This is a genomic window from Sphingomonas sp. 320_CC (assembly GCF_059691795.1).
In genome coordinates this window covers 663,367-678,169 of sequence record NZ_JCAWAE010000002.1, presented here as the reverse complement: position 1 = coordinate 678,169, position 14,803 = coordinate 663,367, and the positions used below count along the sequence as shown (strand labels likewise).

Here is a 14,803-nt window from a genome sequence, read left to right as displayed (position 1 = left end):
TGCTGTCCTGCATACTGAGCGCGGGATTGCCGCAGCCGTTGCTTGCCCAGACGCCAACGATAGCTACGCCGATCGGCACGCCAGCGGGTACGCCGATCGTCAATACCGCCGGCCTGCGATACGATGTCGATGGTACGGCGCAGTCGACAAGCTCGAACACCGTCACGATCATTGTCGCCGAGCGACTCGACGTGGCGCTGGTCCGCGACGGGCAGGGCGCGATCGTTGTGTCTGCGCAGCCGGTCGCCATTCCCCTCACGCTAACCAATCTCGACAATGGCGCCGAATCGTTTGTGCTGGCCGCATCCGTGTCGCCCGGCATGGCGACGTTGCGCGCGCTGGTGATCGATACCGACGGCGATGGCCTCTACGATCCTGCCAAGGACGTCGCGCCGGTCGATGGCAAGACGCCGCTCTTGTCGCCCGGCCAGTCGCTCAAGCTGCTAGCGATCCTGGTCGCGACGCCGGACGGTGGCGCCACGAACGCCGTGCTGACCGTCACCGCGCGCTCGACGACGGGATCCGGCGCGACGGGCAACGTCTATCCGAGCGCGGGTGATGGCGGTGGCGATGCGGTGGTGGGGCCGACCGGCGCCCTCGCTACCGTCTCGGTCCCGCTCGGCACCGCGCTCGCGGGCCCGGTGCTGCTCAAGAGCCAGTCGGTGCGTGCCGCCGACGGATCGCAGACCGCGGTGCGCGACGCGGTCATCACCTACACGCTGGAGGCGCGCTTCACCGATGCCGTCACCGGCGCGCGGATCGCCGACCCGATCCCTGTCGGCACCGTCTTCGTCCCCGGCAGCCTGACGCTCGACGGTGCGCCGCTTAGCGATAGCGTCGACGACGATGCCGGGCGCTTCGACCCGAGCGCCGCGCAGGGTGCCGGCGTCACCGTCGCGCTCGGCCGGGTCGCCGCCGGGTCCAGCCATACCGTCCAGTTCAAAGCCAAGATTCAATGAGGAGCAAAGCCATGATTACGCGTCCAATGACTGCCGCCGTTCTGGTCGCCACGGCCGCCGCAGCCTCCGCGGCTGCCGGTCCGTTGCAGGTCAGCAGCAGCATCCTAGTCGAGGCCCGCAGCGCCGCGGCCGACGGCACCACCCGGGTTACGCTGGTGAAGCCGACCAAGGTGACGCCGGGCGACAAGGTGATCTTCGTCCTCGCCTATCGCAACAGCGGCGCGCAGCCGCTGGCCAACGTGGTGCTCGACAACCCGTTGCCGCGCCAGATCGCCTACCGATCGGCCAATCCCGGTTCGCCCGCGCCCGACGTCTCGGTCGACGGCAAAACTTACGGTTCGCTCGCCACCCTCCGCGTCCGCAGCCCCGACGGCAGCACGCGCGCGGCGAGCCCCAACGATGTCACCAGCGTCCGGTGGCGCCTCGCAAGTCCGTTAGCGGCGGGTTCGCAGGGCCAGTTCGCGTTCCAGGCCGTCCTCAAATGATCCGGCCGATCTCTCTCTCCACACCCGACCAAAACCATCACAGAAGGAAGACCTAACGATGCACGCAAAAGGGGTAATACGCACGCTGCTGGCCGGTACGGCCGCCATCGTGTCCGCAGGGACTGCAATGGCGCAGACCGCACCGGGACCGGCCGGCACCAACGCCGGCACGACGGTCACCAACACCGCGCAGGCGAGCTATTCGGTCAACGGCGTCCAGCAAACGGCGGCGTCGAACCCGGTCAGCTTCGTGGTCGATCGCAAGGTCAACCTCACAGTCACCACCAACCAGCCCGCCAACACGCAGGTCGCGATCGGCCAAGCCGGCGCGGTGACGACGTTCAAGGTGACCAACAATACCAACGGCACGCAGGATTTCCTGTTGTCGACCAGCCAGACGCCGATCCAGGGATTGTTCACGGGCGACAATTTCGACGTCAGCAATATCAAGATCTTCGTCGATGCGAACAACAACGGCACGTATGAGGTCGGCACTGATACCGCGACCTACATCAACGAACTCGCTGCCGATGCGTCGGCGGTCGTGTTCATCGTCGCGGACGTCCCCAATCAGCAGAGTGCCGCACTCGCGGGTATCACGCTGATCGCCCAGGTGGCTGCGGGTGGCGACATCGCCGCGCAGGGTGTGCCGCTGGCAGCCAGCGTCGCGCTCAACGACGATAATGTCGTAGACGTGGTCTTTGCCGATAACGACTCGGATGGTCTGGGCCTCGATACGGCACTGAATGGTCAGGGCCGCGCATCGCTCGGCTATGAGATCACCACGCGCAATGTCTCCCTGAGTGTGGCGAAGTCGCAGCTGGTACTGTCCGATCCGATCAATCAGCTCGTCGCGCCGAAGGCGATCCCAGGTGCGGTCGTGCAATATTGCCTGGTCGTCAACAACGCCACTACGGGAACGCCGGCGTCCAATGTCACGCTGACCGACATAATCCCGCCCAACACGACCTATGTCGCCAACTCGATTTCGATCGGCGCGATCGCGCTGGGTAACACCTGCTTGTTGACGGGTATCGTCGGCGGCGTTCCGCTGGCGGACAATGGTTCGGTCACCGTACCGCTGCTGAACTACACCGGTTCGTACAACACGAGCACAAAGACGGTGAGTGCGACGATTCCGACATTGCTCGGCGGGACATCGGTCGCGGCACTCTTCCGCGTGACGATCAACTAAGCTCCACGCCCTCGCACAAAGGAACGACCGATCCCGGCGCGTGGAGACGCGCGTCGGGAGAGGACCCTTCATGTCCAGCTTCCTTCGCCTTTCGCGCCTTTGCGCGCTGCTCCAGATGCTCCTGCTCGGGCTGATCGTCGGCACCTCGCCGGCGGTTGCGCAAGCGGGTGCTCAAACCGGCCGTATCCAGAATACCGCGACGCTGTCGTTCGACGACGCGGGCAGCGATTCCGGCTTACGCACCGTTCCGTCCAACACGGTCTCGCTCGACGTAAACCGTGGCAAGCGTCCGACGACGCTCTCGTTCCGGCTGGCGCCCGCGAACTACGCTTTCACTGGCGCGAAATGTCAGACCGCCCCCACGTATCTCTTCACCCCGGCGCCAATCGATGGAGCCACCTTCGCGGCGGCGCCCAAGGTCGCCGCGCTTGACGTCAAGGAGGACATGATCCTGGTGCTCGACAACCAGGCCGGCAATCATGACCCCGCCGTCCGCGAAACGTCGATCATCACCGCTAATATCGGCGAGAGCAACGTTACGCTGACGCTGACCGAAACCACGCCCGACAGCGGCATCTTCGCCGGCGGCGTTCCGTCGACCGAAACCGGCAGATACGCCGATCTCGAACCCTGCGAAGTGCGTACGCGCGGCGCGAAGATTACACTCAGCTTCGCCGAGGACGATTTCAGTTTCGCGTCGACCGCGTCGATCCTGATCGATCCGGCCGGCTATACGTTCGACTCGCGGACTGGTGCGCTGGTCGACGGCGCCACCGTGTCGCTGGTCGACGAGGCAGGCCAGCCAGCGACGGTGTTCGGCGACGACGGCGTCAGCAGCTACCCCTCTACGATGGTGACGGGCGAGAGCGTCACCGATGGCAGCGGGCGTGTGTATCCCGGCGAGACCGGCCGCTATCGCTTTCCGCTGACGGCACCCGGACGCTATGCGCTGAAGGTCACGCCGCCGGGCACCTATGTCGCGCCGTCGACCGTCGATCGCGCAACGCTGGCGGGGCTGAAGGACCCTAAGGGCGCGCCGTTCATCCTCAAGGACGCCAGCTTCGGCGATACGTTCACGCTATCGACGCCGGAGCCATTTTCGGCGGACATCCCACTTGACGCACCCGGCGCCGGTACGTTGCTGCTGACTAAGGTCGCTTCCGTGCGTGAAGCGGCGCCCGGCGATTTCGTCCAGTATCTGTTGCGCATCACGAACCGCGATTCGGTCCCCGCGCGCGGGCTCCACGTCGCCGACACGTTGCCCAAGGGACTGCGCTACGAACGCAATTCCGCGCGCGGCGGCGACGAGCCGACCGTGTCGACCGACGGCCGCAGCCTCGATTTCATCATACCCGTGCTCGCCGCCGGTGCGTCTACCGAGCTCAAATACGTCGTCAGCATCGCCCCCGGCGCACCCACCGGCGAAGCGCTCAACCGCGCGCGCGTCGTCGGACAGGGCACCGTCACCAGCAACGAGGCCGCGGCATCGGTCCGCCTGCGTCCGCTGCTGTTCACCGATGCGATGACCATCATTGGCCGCGTGACCGAGGGAAATTGCGGCGATCCGGTCGACAAGCGCAAGGGCGTGCCCGGAATCCGCCTCCTGATGGAGGACGGCACGTTCGTCTCCACCGATCGCGACGGGCTGTACCATTTCGAGGGCGTCCGCGCCGGGCGCCACGTCGTCCAGATCGACACGTCAAGCATCCCCGCGACGCACGCGCCGGTCGCCTGCGACATCGACACGCGCCAGGCGAACAGCTCGATCTCGCGCTTCGTCGAGGGCGACGGCGGCCTGCTCAAGCGCGTCGACTTCCAGCTGAAGCCGACCGGCAAGGCTGCGTCGACGGACGCGGGCCTCCCCGTCACGGTCGCCGATGCCGCCGTCGCCGCGGGCAGCCGCGATTGGCTGGCGGGCGATCAGACGGCCGGCATCGACTGGCTGTTCCCACAGGCCGACCATAACCCGCGCGCACCGATCGTCCGCGCGGTCGTCAAGCACGCGCCCGGCCAGCGGGTCGCGCTGACGATCAACGGCAAGCAGGTCGAGCCGCTCGCGTTCGACGGCACCGATCAGCGCGACGGCACCGACATCGCAATTTCGCGCTGGACGGGTATCCCGTTGATCGACGGCGACAATCGCCTTCAGGCACGCGTGCTCGCCGCCGACGGCAGCGTCGTGAAGACGCTCGACCGCATGGTGCATTACTCCGGGCCCGGCGTCCGCGCGGTGTTCGACGCCGCCAGCAGCCGCCTCGTCGCCGACGGCCTGACGCGCCCGCTGATCGCGGTGCGCGTGACCGACAAGACCGGTCGTCCGGTGCGCGCAGGCACGCTGATCCCCTTCACCGTCGACCCGCCCTATACCGCGGCGGTCGAGGCCGAACTCGAACAGGGCCGCCAGCTTGCCGGTCGTGAGCGATCGTCCACCACCGCACAGGTGGTCGGCGACGACGGTCTGGCCTTCATCGCGCTCCAGCCGACCACGCAGGCAGGCGCCGTCCACGCGATCGTCTCGCTGACCGAGGACAAGATCGTCCACAGCAGCGAAGTCCGCGCCTGGCTGGCCGCATCGCAAAAGGATTGGGTCGTCGTCGGGTTCGGCGCAGGCTCGCTCGGCTACGACATGCTCAGCAAGCGCCAGTCGGGCCTGCCCAAATCGCAGCGCAACAGCGTCGTCACCGATGGCCAGCTTGCTTTCTATGCCAAGGGTCGCGTCAAGGGCTCGTGGCTGGCGACGATCGCCTATGACAGCGACCGCAAATACGATCCCGATCGCGGTCTGCTCGGTACGATCGACCCTGACCGCTACTACACCGTCTACGGCGACGGCTCGCGCCAGGGCTATGACGCGGCCACGCGTCGCAAGCTGTACCTGCGGCTCGAGCGTCGTGAGTTCTACGCGCTGTTCGGTGATTTCGAGACCGGCTTCACTGATACGCAGCTGACGCGCTACAACCGCACGCTCAACGGCATCAAGACCGCGTACGAGGGCAAGCGAGTGCGTGCGACCGGATTCGCCGCGCATACCGACACGCTCTATTCGCGCGACGAAATCCAGGGCAACGGGCTGTCCGGTCCCTACCGCCTGTCGGGACGTAACATCGTGCCGAACAGCGATAAATTACGACTCGAAACCCGCGATCGCTTCCGCTCCGAACTGATCGTCGCCAGCACCGAACTCACGCGGCACATCGACTACGACATCGACACCTCGATGGGCACGGTCCGCTTCCGCCAACCGATCCTGAGCCGCGACGGCAACCTGAATCCGATCTTCATCGTCGCCGACTATGAGGTCGAGGGCGGCAGGTCGGCGAAGCTCGCAGCCGCCGCGCGCGTCGCGACCAAGCTCGCGAACGGCCGCGTCGAAGTCGGCGCCGCGGTCATCCGCGACGAGACCGTAGGCAAGGCCACCGTGCTCGGCGCCGATATCAAGGCGCACGTCACCGCTAATACCGAACTGCGCGGCGAGATCGCCAAGGGCGGTCGCGGTGGGCTGGGGCGTGGCCTCGCCTATCTGGCGGAGGTCGATCACCACGGCACCAAGCTCGATCTGCTCGCCTATGCCCGCCAGCAAGATACTGCGTTCGGCGTCGGCCAGCAGAACCTGGTCGAGGCGGGGACGCGCAAGTTCGGGCTCGACGGCCGGCTGCGGTTGACCGATCGGCTGAGCGTGACCGGGGTTGCCTGGTACCAGCAGCAGTTGACCAACCCGGGCACGCGCGCCGCCGGCGAGGCCCGCCTCGAATATCGCCGCGACACCGGCACGATCTTCGTCGGCGGACAGTTCGCGTCGGACCGCGGCATGGACGGCAAGAACCGCGACAGTCGTCTGCTGACGGTTGGCGGCACGCAAGCGCTGTTCGGCAATGCGGTGACGCTCACCGGGCAGACGCAGTTTGCGCCCGGTGGCGACAGCAACAGCGTCGACTTCCCGATCCGCCACCAGATCCAGCTCGCCTACCGGATCAAGCCCGGCATCCGCCTGATCGGCGGGTACGAGATTGCGAACGGCGACGGCTATGTCGCGCATACCAAGCAGTTCGGCGTCGACGTCGCCCCCTGGACCGGCGCCAAGCTGATGAGCACGCTCAACCAGCAGGCGATCGGCGAGAACGGCGCGCGCACCTATGCGCAATACGGGCTCAGCCAGTCGGTGCCGGTTGGTAAGAACTGGACCGTCGACGGCACGCTCGACGCGAGCAACACGCTGAAGGGGCAAATTCCGGACGGCGCGGTCGTCAACGCGTTCCAGCCGGTCACCTCGGGTGGCTATGTCGGGCAGGACCAGACCAATGGCGATTATGCCGCGGTGACGCTCGGCGCGACCTACCGCCAGGCCCGCTGGTCGGTGAACGGCCGCCTCGAATACCGCAACGCCGACAGCGGCGATCGCTGGGGGATCACCACCAACTTCCTGCGCACGCTGGGGCAGGGCAAGACGCTCGCGTCGAGCATCAAGGCGTACACGATCAAGGACAAGACCGGTGCGGTCGCGACCTATGCCACCGCCGACGTCGCGCTCGCGCTGCGTCCGCTCGACAGCCGCTGGTCGGTGCTCGAACGGCTCGAACTGCGGCACGAGAGCGCGGATGCCGGGTTCACCGACACCAATTCGCTCGGCGTGCCGGCGTACGGTGGCGGCGATCAGGTGACGTCGCGGATCATCAACAATCTGGCGGTCAACTATCGCACCGGCCCCGAAGGGCTTGGCCACGGCACCGAGGCGACTCTGTATTACGGTGCGAAATACGTCGCCGGGCGCTTCGCCGACGATACCTATGACGGGTATATCGACGTGACCGGGTTCGAGTTGCGCCAGGATGTCGGCACGCGGTTCGACATCGGCGTCAGCGGTTCGGTCCAGCATGCGTGGTCGCGCGGCGCCTGGTCGTGGAGCGGTGGACCGTCGGTCGGCGTGTCGCCCGCGCAGAACATGTGGATCAGCGCCGGCTACAATTTGTCCGGCTACCGCGACCGCGATTTCGAGGACGACCGCTACACGCGGCAGGGGCCGTACCTCACGATGCGGCTGAAGTTCGACCAGACAACGCTGGGTGGCGCCACGCGCGCCCTGTTCGGTGGTCGACGTTAATTACAGGGAGAGAGATATATGCCGATGCCGAGCCAGCCCACACCCATGCCGCTGCCGCGCGACTTCACCGACCACGGTCCGTGCGTCGAGGACCTCGCACGGGCGTTTGCGGCGCAGGATGCGGCGACCAGCGAGGCGCTGATCGAGACGCTGGCGACGCAGGCGATCCGCCAATGGCGGCTCGACGACGCGACGTTCTGGCAACGCGTGAAGTTCCAGGCGCGGATGATCCGGGCGCGGCAGGGGTCAGGGAGTTCGGGGAAGCACTGAGCGGCAAAACCGCTTCCGCTATCTTCCCCCCCTCCCTGGAAGGGAGGGGCCGGGGGTGGGTCGGCCTCCGCAAAATCCGAACCGTCGTAACACAAGCTAGCCAACCCACCCCCAACCCCTCCCTTCCAGGGAGGGGAGCATGTCGGCTTATCGGTCGGGCACTCCAGCCCCAGCCACCGCTATTTCTCGTCGGTGGTCAGCTTCACCTTGTTGGGCAGCTTCTTCCCCTTGGTCCGGCGCGAGGGCAGCTGGACCGGGTTCTTCTTCTTCCACTGCGCAAACGTCATCGGGCCCTCGGGCGTGTCAATGATCGTGTCGTCGATCGAACTCATGCAATGCCTCCGCCAAGCCCAACGCACGGCAGCGAAAGGGGGACCCTCGAAGGGGGTGTTTACTCTAATCTGAAAAATGGTGCGGCCAAGAAGACTCGAACTTCCACGGGCTTTCGCCCACAACGACCTCAACGTTGCGCGTCTACCAGTTCCGCCATGGCCGCCCATGAAACATCACCGGGCGGACCCGGCATCTGGTAGGCGAGCGCCACTAGCAAGGGTTTCTGCATCGTGCAACGCCCTTTGCGAAAAAGCCGCTAGCCAAATCCGATCGTCACGTTTTTTCCAGCGCCAACACGATGCTTTTCCGCTGGCGTGAGGCGATCGTAGACTTAGCGGGTCGCCTCGCCGGCAAAGCTCAGCTCCAACCGCTTCGAGTTCGCCGGCACGTTCAGCGTCGCGGAGTTGAAGTCGATCGCGCCACCAGGCGCCAGCGTCCTCTGCTGCGGGGTGATCGTCCAGCTATACACCAGCCGTCCCTGCGCATCGCGAAGTTCGGCGCGGATGTCGGGCACGCGCTGGCGTTGGTTCGACGGGTTGGTGACCTGGCCGCTGACTGCGAACAGTTCGGAGCCGTTGTCGAGTTCGCGGCGCTCGATCGGATTGTCGCGCAACCGCAGCGGTGTCTCGTCGCTGCCGGTCCCGAGACCGAGCTTGGCCGCGACGCCTGGCGCACCGAGATACACGATAGCCCCCGCCGCGATCAGCATCATCAGCCCGGCAAGCACCGCGACGATCGTCCAGCGCCGCGTCGTGTTGCGACGCAGGCGAACGGGCAGGTTCTCGATCTGCGGTGTTACCGGTGGAACGAATGTGGGTGCTACGACCGCAGGCTCGGGCGCGATTGGTGCGGCAGGAGCGAAAGGTGCGAACCGTTCGGCCGGCTCCGCGATCGGCGGCCGCGCCAGAGGGGCGAGCGGTGGCGGTGCCGGCGCAAGCGGCGTCGGCTCCGGTATCTCCAGTGCATCTTCGACGTCCGGTGCGGCGGCCTGGAACCAGCTATGCTTGCAATTGGCGCAGCGCACGGTGCGCCCCTCGGTCCCGATCGCGCTGTCGGGGACCAGATAGCGCGTGCTGCACTCGGGACATTGGAGGATCATGGGTACGCTTCACCAGCGGCCGCCGGAGCGCGACCGTATCTCGTGCCGAATAAGCACGCGGCCCGCATATGTGGCAAGCTTGAAGCGGCGCGCGCTTTCATGGCAAAGCGCCGATACGGGCATTGGCACGAACATCAAGCGGGCGAGAGCGGGCGCAACCACGTCATGGCGAATATCGTCCAATTCGAGAATGTCGGGCTTCGCTACGGCACGGGGTCCGATGCAGGGCCGGAGACGCTGGCGGACCTCAGCTTCACGCTGCGCAGCGGCGCGTTCTATTTCCTGACCGGTGCGAGCGGCGCGGGGAAAACCTCGCTGCTCAAGCTTCTCTATCTCGCACAGCGCCCGACACGCGGCGTGATCCGGCTGTTCGGCGAGGATGCGGTGGTGTTGTCGCGCGATCGGCTGCCCGGATTTCGGCGTCGGATCGGCGTGGTGTTCCAAGATTTCCGGCTGGTCCCGCATCTGTCGACCTGGGACAATATCGCGCTGCCGTTGCGCGTCGCCGGCATGCCAGAGACGGATATAGAGCAACCGGTGCGCGAAATGCTCGCCTGGGTCGGGCTGACCGAGCGTGCGGATGCGCGGCCGGCAACATTGTCGGGCGGCGAGCAACAGCGCGTCGCGATCGCCCGCGCGGTGATCGCGCGCCCCGAGATCCTGGTCGCGGACGAGCCGACCGGCAACGTCGATCCCGACATGGCCGAGCGACTGCTCCACCTGTTCGAATCGCTCAACAAGCTGGGGACGACCGTCGTGGTCGCGACGCACGACTTCCACCTGCTTGGGCGGATTCCGGGCGCGCAGATGATGCGGCTCGATCGCGGTCGGTTGCTCGATCCGACGGGGGCGCTGCGTTATCCGCCGACGCGGCCCGAATGATGAGGGTGTCGAAGACGCGATCATCGGTCGAGCGCCGCGTGCTCGACGAAGCGGGCGGCCTGCGCGCGATGACGTGGGTGATGGCGATCATGCTGTTCCTGACGATGCTTGCCGCAGCTCTGGGGTTGGCGACGGCGGGCGCGGCGCGCTTGCTCGATCGGCAACTGGCGGGCCGGCTGACAGTGCAGGTCGTCGATGGCGATCCGGTCCGTCGTGACGCCGTCGCGGCGCGCGTGCTGGCTGCGCTGCGGAGAATGCCGGCGGTGGCGACGGCAACGCCGGTCGATCGCGCCGAACTCACACGACTGCTGCAACCCTGGCTCGGGTCCGATGGCGCCGATCCGCAATTGCCGGTGCCGGCGATGATCGACGTCGACCTTGGCAATCAGGACGAGGCGGTCGCGGCGCGGGTCGCGACCAGTGTCCGCCGCCTGAGCCCGATCGTCCGCGTCGACCGCCACGAAAGCTGGATGTCGCCGGTCAACGACGTGATGGGCTCGCTGACGTTTCTCGCACTGGCGCTGGTCCTGCTGATGGCGAGCGCGACAGCCGCGGTCGTCGTGCTCGCCGCGCGCGCGGGGCTGGAGACGCACCGCGAGACGATCGCGGTCATGCACATGCTCGGCTCGACCGATCTCCAGGTCGCGCGTCTGTTCCAGCGGCGGATCGCGCTCGACGCGACGATCGGCGGACTTGGCGGCGGTGTCGCGGCGTTGCTGGTGGTAGCGTTCGTCGGGATCCGGTTGCACGGACTGGGTTCGGAACTGCTCGGCGGGGTGACGCTGGACGGAGTCGACTGGGTCGCCCTCGCGATGCTGCCGATCGCGTTCGTCGTCCTCGCCACGCTCGCCGCCCGCGTGACGATCGTCCGCGCGCTGAGGCATATCCTGTGATCGTCCGGCTGTTTGGCATCATGGCGCTCGCCTGGGCGTTCGGCTTCGCGCTGTTCATGCTGCTGCTGCCCAAGCCGCTCGACGGGTTCACGACGGATGCGATCGTCGTGCCGACCGGTGGGGCAGGGCGGATCGACCGCGGCATCGCGCTGCTCCGCGATAACCAGGCGAAGCGGATGCTGGTGACCGGCGTCGCGCCAGGGGTGCGGCCGATCGATCTTGCGCTCGAGTATCGTACGTCGCCCGCGTTGTTCGCGTGCTGCATCGATCTGGGCGCGGACGCGGTCGATACGCGCTCCAATGCGGAGGAGACCGCGCAGTGGGTACGCGTGCACAAATACCGCTCGGTGCGGCTGGTGACGTCGGACTGGCACGTCGCGCGCGCGCGGATGGAGTTGGCGGCGGCGCTCGACAAGAATGTCGCGATCCTCGGCGATGGCGTGCCGGGGACGCCGCGGCTCGGGACTTTGGTCAACGAATATAACAAGTTGATCCTTCGCCGGATCGCGTTGTGGATTGGATTTGGCGGATGATTTGGCTGCGTAATTGGGCGTTCATGCTCGTTTTCTACACGATCTCGGTGCCGATCGTGGTGACCGTGCCGATCTCGGCATTGTTCGGCGCGCGCGCGGTGATCGTGCATTCGACGATCTGGACGCGCTTCCACCGCTGGTGCGCGCGGTGGATACTCGGTGTGCATATCCGCGTGGAGGGGACGCGACCGACCGAGCCGGCCTTCTACGCGTGCAAGCATCAGGCGATGTTCGAGACGCTTGAGTTGCAGGCGCTGCTCGACGGTCCGGCGATCGTGTTGAAGCGCGAACTTGCGGATATCCCGGCTTGGGGGTGGGCGGCGCGGCGCTACGGCGCGATCGTCGTCGACCGCGAAGCATCGGCGACGGCGATGCGCAGCATGATGCGCGAAGCGACCGCGGCGAAGGCGACCGGCCGCTCGATCCTGATCTTTCCGGAGGGGACGCGGGTGTCGCCGGGCGAGCATCCGCCGCTGAAGCCGGGGTTTGCGGGGCTGTATCGCGCGCTGAAAATGCCGACGGTGCCGATCGCGTGCGACAGCGGGCTGGTGTGGCCGAAAAAGGGGCCGAAGCTGCCGGGGGTGATCACGTTCCGGTTCGGCGAAGTGGTGCCGCCTGGTTTGCCGCGTGAGGAAGCGGAGCAGCGGGTCCACGCGGCGATGAACGCGCTGGATTAGGTTGGGGAGGCACCACCCCGGCGAAGGCCGGGGCCCAGTTGGGCGATGTCGCTAATGTGCGTTGCGAGCTGTTACTCTGGCCTACCCAACTGGGCCCGGCCTCCGCCGGGGTGGTTACTCTTACCCGTGCGTACGCCCGAAATCCTGCACGTCGTCGTCCTGCCCCTGCTCGACGATACTCCGCCGGATCGCCCGAGTCCGCGTGAATAGGTCGAACAGCGCATCGCCGTCACCCCAACGGATCGCGCGCTGGAGATGACTCAGATCTTCCGAGAATCGCTGCAACATCTCCAGCACCGCCTCGCGGTTGTTGAGGAAGATGTCGCGCCACATGGTCGGGTCCGACGCGGCGATGCGCGTGAAATCGCGGAAACCACCGGCGGAATATTTGATGACCTCCGACTGGGTCACTTCCTCCAGATCACCGGCGGTGCCGACGATCGTGTAGGCGATCAGATGCGGCAGATGGCTGGTGACGGCGAGGACGCGGTCGTGATGCTCGGGCGCCATCGTCTCGACCTGCGCGCCCAGCCTGCGCCAGAACTCGGACACGCGCTCGACCGCGACCGGGTCAGCGCCTTCTGGTGGCGTAACGATGCACCAGCGATGGCGGAACAGCGTCGCGAACCCCGCCTCCGGGCCGCTCCGCTCGGTGCCTGCGACCGGGTGCGCGGGAATGACAGTCGCGTTGGGCAGTGCTTCGGTGAGCGCGCGGACGATTTCGGCCTTGCAGCTGCCGACGTCGCTGACGATCGCATCCGCGGGAAGCTCAGCCGCGAACTCGGCGGCGACCTCGCCCATGATGCCGACGGGCACGCACAGGATTACGAGGTCGGCGTCGATCACCGCCGCGCCGGCTGAGTCCGCGACGTCGTCGCAGAATTGCAGCTGGTCCGCGGCTTCGCGCACGGTCGCGTCGACATCGTAGCCGGTGACGCGGACCGTCGGCATCTTCGCCTGCACCGCGCGCGCGACCGACGAGCCGATCAGACCCAGCCCGATGATCGTGACGCGCGCGAACGGCAGCATCAGGCGGCTTCGACCAAGTTGCGCAGCGCCGCGGTGACGCCGCGCGTTTCCTCTTCGGTGCCGATCGTGATGCGCAGCGCGTTGGGCAGGCCCTGGCCGGGCAGCCAGCGGACGATGTAGCCCGCGTCCATCAGCCCATGATACGCGGCATCGGCGGTCAGCTTGCCCTCGAACAGCACGAGCACGAAGTTCGCCTTCGACGGTACGGCGCGAAGCCCGGCGTTGCCCATCTGCCCGATCTGCTCGACGAACCAGCCGCGCCACGTGTCGTTATGCGCGCGCGTCGCGTCGACGAAAGCGGTGTCGCCGATCGCGGCGACCGCGGCGGCCTGACCCGCGGTGGTGACGTTGAACGGTGCGCGGATGCGGTGCATCGCGTCGATGATCGGCGCGCAGGCATAACCCCAGCCGATCCGCTCGGCGGCCAGCCCGTGAATCTTCGAGAAGGTCCGCGTCACCAGCACGTTCGCCTCGGTCATCGCCAGCGCGAGCCCCGCATCGTCCTCCTCGGGCGACAGATATTCGGCATAGGCCTGGTCGAGCACGAGCAGCACCGACTTCGGCAGCCCGGCATGCAGCCGCGCGATTTCCGCCCGCGGCGTGAACGTGCCGGTCGGATTGTTCGGGTTCGCGACGAACACCACGCGGGTGCGCTCGGTGACGGCGGCGAGGATCGCGTCGACGTCGGTCGCATAGTCGCGGTCGTCGACGATGACGGGCTCGGCGCCGACGCGGCGCGTGGCGATCTCATACACCGCGAAGCCGTAGCGGACGTGGATGATCTCGTCGCCGGGGCCCGCATAGGCGCCCGCGACCAGATGGAGGATCTCGTCGGAGCCGGTGCCGTAGATCACGCGCGCCGGATCAAGGTCGTAATGCGCCGCCAGCGCCTCGCGCAGTTCGACCGCGCCCGCATCCGGATAGCGTTCCAGCGTGCGGTCGGCGGCATCGAATGCGGCCTTCGCGGCGGGGCTGGTGCCGAGCGGGTTCTCGTTCGACGACAGCTTGATCACAATGCGGCCGTCATCGGTCGTCGAGCGACCGGGCGTGTACGGCGCGATCCCCAGGATCCAGGGCTTCGGCGCAGGAGCGGGCGTGATGTTTGTCATGGCCGCGGGACATAGCGGGCGCGGTGGCGCGGTGGCAATCTTTGTGCGCGGTGGGTGGGGGACTTCACGATCCTCCCCCGCCAGGGGGAGGTGGCGCCGAAGGCGACGGAGGGGGAGGGTGACGCAACAGCGGTTTTCCTGTCCTCCCCCTCCGTCTGGCAAGGGCCAGCCACCTCCCCCTGGCGGGGGAGGATCGAGGAAGCGGCGCTGGCATGACGGCGTCCCCCTATGGTAGCGCGCG

At 67.0% G+C, this 14,803-nt stretch carries 13 protein-coding genes and 1 tRNA gene; 9 read left to right on the top strand and 5 right to left on the bottom strand.

The window, feature by feature from the left end; all coding sequences use genetic code 11:
• Positions 1-26 precede the first annotated feature (26 nt).
• The 5 genes from AC59GX_RS10090 to AC59GX_RS10070 all read left to right on the top strand — a co-directional run bounded on the left by AC59GX_RS10090 (position 27) and on the right by AC59GX_RS10070 (position 8,007).
• Positions 27-959: a hypothetical protein gene (locus AC59GX_RS10090; RefSeq protein WP_426283257.1), complete on the top strand. Its 933-nt coding sequence runs from the start codon at positions 27-29 to the stop codon at positions 957-959.
• Between the two features lie 11 nt (positions 960-970).
• Complete coding sequence (locus tag AC59GX_RS10085) at positions 971-1,444, top strand: DUF11 domain-containing protein (protein ID WP_056064208.1); 474 nt, start codon at positions 971-973, stop codon at positions 1,442-1,444.
• Positions 1,445-1,502: 58 nt separating this feature from the next.
• A complete protein-coding gene (locus tag AC59GX_RS10080; protein WP_426283260.1) occupies positions 1,503-2,639 on the top strand; it encodes a hypothetical protein in 1,137 nt (378 codons plus the stop codon).
• A gap of 70 nt (positions 2,640-2,709) precedes the next feature.
• Positions 2,710-7,737 (top strand): hypothetical protein, encoded by a 5,028-nt coding sequence (locus tag AC59GX_RS10075; RefSeq protein WP_497301631.1) that lies wholly within the window; start codon positions 2,710-2,712, stop codon positions 7,735-7,737.
• A gap of 18 nt (positions 7,738-7,755) precedes the next feature.
• Positions 7,756-8,007 carry a hypothetical protein gene (locus AC59GX_RS10070; RefSeq protein WP_056064202.1) on the top strand — a complete coding sequence of 84 codons (252 nt, stop codon included), beginning with the start codon at positions 7,756-7,758 and terminating at the stop codon, positions 8,005-8,007.
• Positions 8,008-8,186: 179 nt separating this feature from the next.
• Here the strand turns inward: AC59GX_RS10070 and AC59GX_RS10065 are convergent, their stop codons facing one another.
• The 3 genes from AC59GX_RS10065 to AC59GX_RS10055 all read right to left on the bottom strand — a co-directional run bounded on the left by AC59GX_RS10065 (position 8,187) and on the right by AC59GX_RS10055 (position 9,439).
• Complete coding sequence (locus tag AC59GX_RS10065) at positions 8,187-8,339, bottom strand: hypothetical protein (RefSeq protein ID WP_165886441.1); 153 nt, start codon at positions 8,337-8,339, stop codon at positions 8,187-8,189.
• A 77-nt stretch (positions 8,340-8,416) separates the two neighbouring features.
• Positions 8,417-8,503 (bottom strand) — tRNA-Leu (locus AC59GX_RS10060).
• Between the two features lie 168 nt (positions 8,504-8,671).
• On the bottom strand, positions 8,672-9,439 hold the full coding sequence (locus AC59GX_RS10055) for an MJ0042-type zinc finger domain-containing protein (protein WP_426283264.1): 768 nt from the start codon (positions 9,437-9,439) through the stop codon (positions 8,672-8,674).
• A 165-nt stretch (positions 9,440-9,604) separates the two neighbouring features.
• Here AC59GX_RS10055 and ftsE point away from each other — a divergent pair, with 165 nt between their 5' ends.
• The 4 genes from ftsE to AC59GX_RS10035 are packed head-to-tail and all read left to right on the top strand — an operon-like array spanning position 9,605 to position 12,424.
• A complete protein-coding gene (ftsE, locus tag AC59GX_RS10050) occupies positions 9,605-10,321 on the top strand; it encodes a cell division ATP-binding protein FtsE (RefSeq protein WP_426283497.1) in 717 nt (238 codons plus the stop codon).
• Positions 10,321-11,214: a cell division protein FtsX gene (locus tag AC59GX_RS10045; RefSeq protein WP_426283499.1), complete on the top strand. Its 894-nt coding sequence runs from the start codon at positions 10,321-10,323 to the stop codon at positions 11,212-11,214. The genes ftsE and AC59GX_RS10045 overlap by 1 nt, the downstream gene beginning before the upstream one ends.
• The gene (locus tag AC59GX_RS10040) at positions 11,211-11,747 is read left to right on the top strand and encodes a YdcF family protein (protein ID WP_426283266.1); all 537 of its coding nucleotides are present in this window, start codon (positions 11,211-11,213) and stop codon (positions 11,745-11,747) included. The genes AC59GX_RS10045 and AC59GX_RS10040 overlap by 4 nt, the downstream gene beginning before the upstream one ends.
• Positions 11,744-12,424: a lysophospholipid acyltransferase family protein gene (locus AC59GX_RS10035; protein ID WP_497301627.1), complete on the top strand. Its 681-nt coding sequence runs from the start codon at positions 11,744-11,746 to the stop codon at positions 12,422-12,424. The genes AC59GX_RS10040 and AC59GX_RS10035 overlap by 4 nt, the downstream gene beginning before the upstream one ends.
• Positions 12,425-12,544: 120 nt before the next feature.
• On the opposite strand, the gene AC59GX_RS10030 is transcribed toward AC59GX_RS10035, so the two are convergent.
• Positions 12,545-13,453, bottom strand: a complete 909-nt coding sequence (locus AC59GX_RS10030) for a prephenate/arogenate dehydrogenase family protein (protein ID WP_426283269.1) — start codon at positions 13,451-13,453, stop codon at positions 12,545-12,547.
• Complete coding sequence (hisC, locus tag AC59GX_RS10025; RefSeq protein ID WP_426283271.1) at positions 13,453-14,562, bottom strand: histidinol-phosphate transaminase; 1,110 nt, start codon at positions 14,560-14,562, stop codon at positions 13,453-13,455. Before hisC ends, AC59GX_RS10030 begins: the two co-directional genes overlap by 1 nt.
• Between the last annotated feature and the right edge of the window lie 241 nt (positions 14,563-14,803).

Bases quoted from the DNA above. Each gene is read 5' to 3' on its own strand.
- AC59GX_RS10085 (WP_056064208.1), top strand. From the start codon at position 971: ATGATTACGCGTCCAATGACTGCCGCCGTTCTGGTCGCCACGGCCGCC.
- AC59GX_RS10080 (WP_426283260.1), top strand. From the start codon at position 1,503: ATGCACGCAAAAGGGGTAATACGCACGCTGCTGGCCGGTACGGCCGCC.
- AC59GX_RS10075 (WP_497301631.1), top strand. From the start codon at position 2,710: ATGTCCAGCTTCCTTCGCCTTTCGCGCCTTTGCGCGCTGCTCCAGATG.
- AC59GX_RS10070 (WP_056064202.1), top strand. From the start codon at position 7,756: ATGCCGATGCCGAGCCAGCCCACACCCATGCCGCTGCCGCGCGACTTC.
- AC59GX_RS10065 (WP_165886441.1), bottom strand. From the start codon at position 8,339: ATGAGTTCGATCGACGACACGATCATTGACACGCCCGAGGGCCCGATG.
- AC59GX_RS10055 (WP_426283264.1), bottom strand. From the start codon at position 9,439: ATGATCCTCCAATGTCCCGAGTGCAGCACGCGCTATCTGGTCCCCGAC.
- ftsE (WP_426283497.1), top strand. From the start codon at position 9,605: ATGGCGAATATCGTCCAATTCGAGAATGTCGGGCTTCGCTACGGCACG.
- AC59GX_RS10045 (WP_426283499.1), top strand. From the start codon at position 10,321: ATGAGGGTGTCGAAGACGCGATCATCGGTCGAGCGCCGCGTGCTCGAC.
- AC59GX_RS10035 (WP_497301627.1), top strand. From the start codon at position 11,744: ATGATTTGGCTGCGTAATTGGGCGTTCATGCTCGTTTTCTACACGATC.
- AC59GX_RS10030 (WP_426283269.1), bottom strand. From the start codon at position 13,453: ATGCTGCCGTTCGCGCGCGTCACGATCATCGGGCTGGGTCTGATCGGC.
- hisC (WP_426283271.1), bottom strand. From the start codon at position 14,562: ATGACAAACATCACGCCCGCTCCTGCGCCGAAGCCCTGGATCCTGGGG.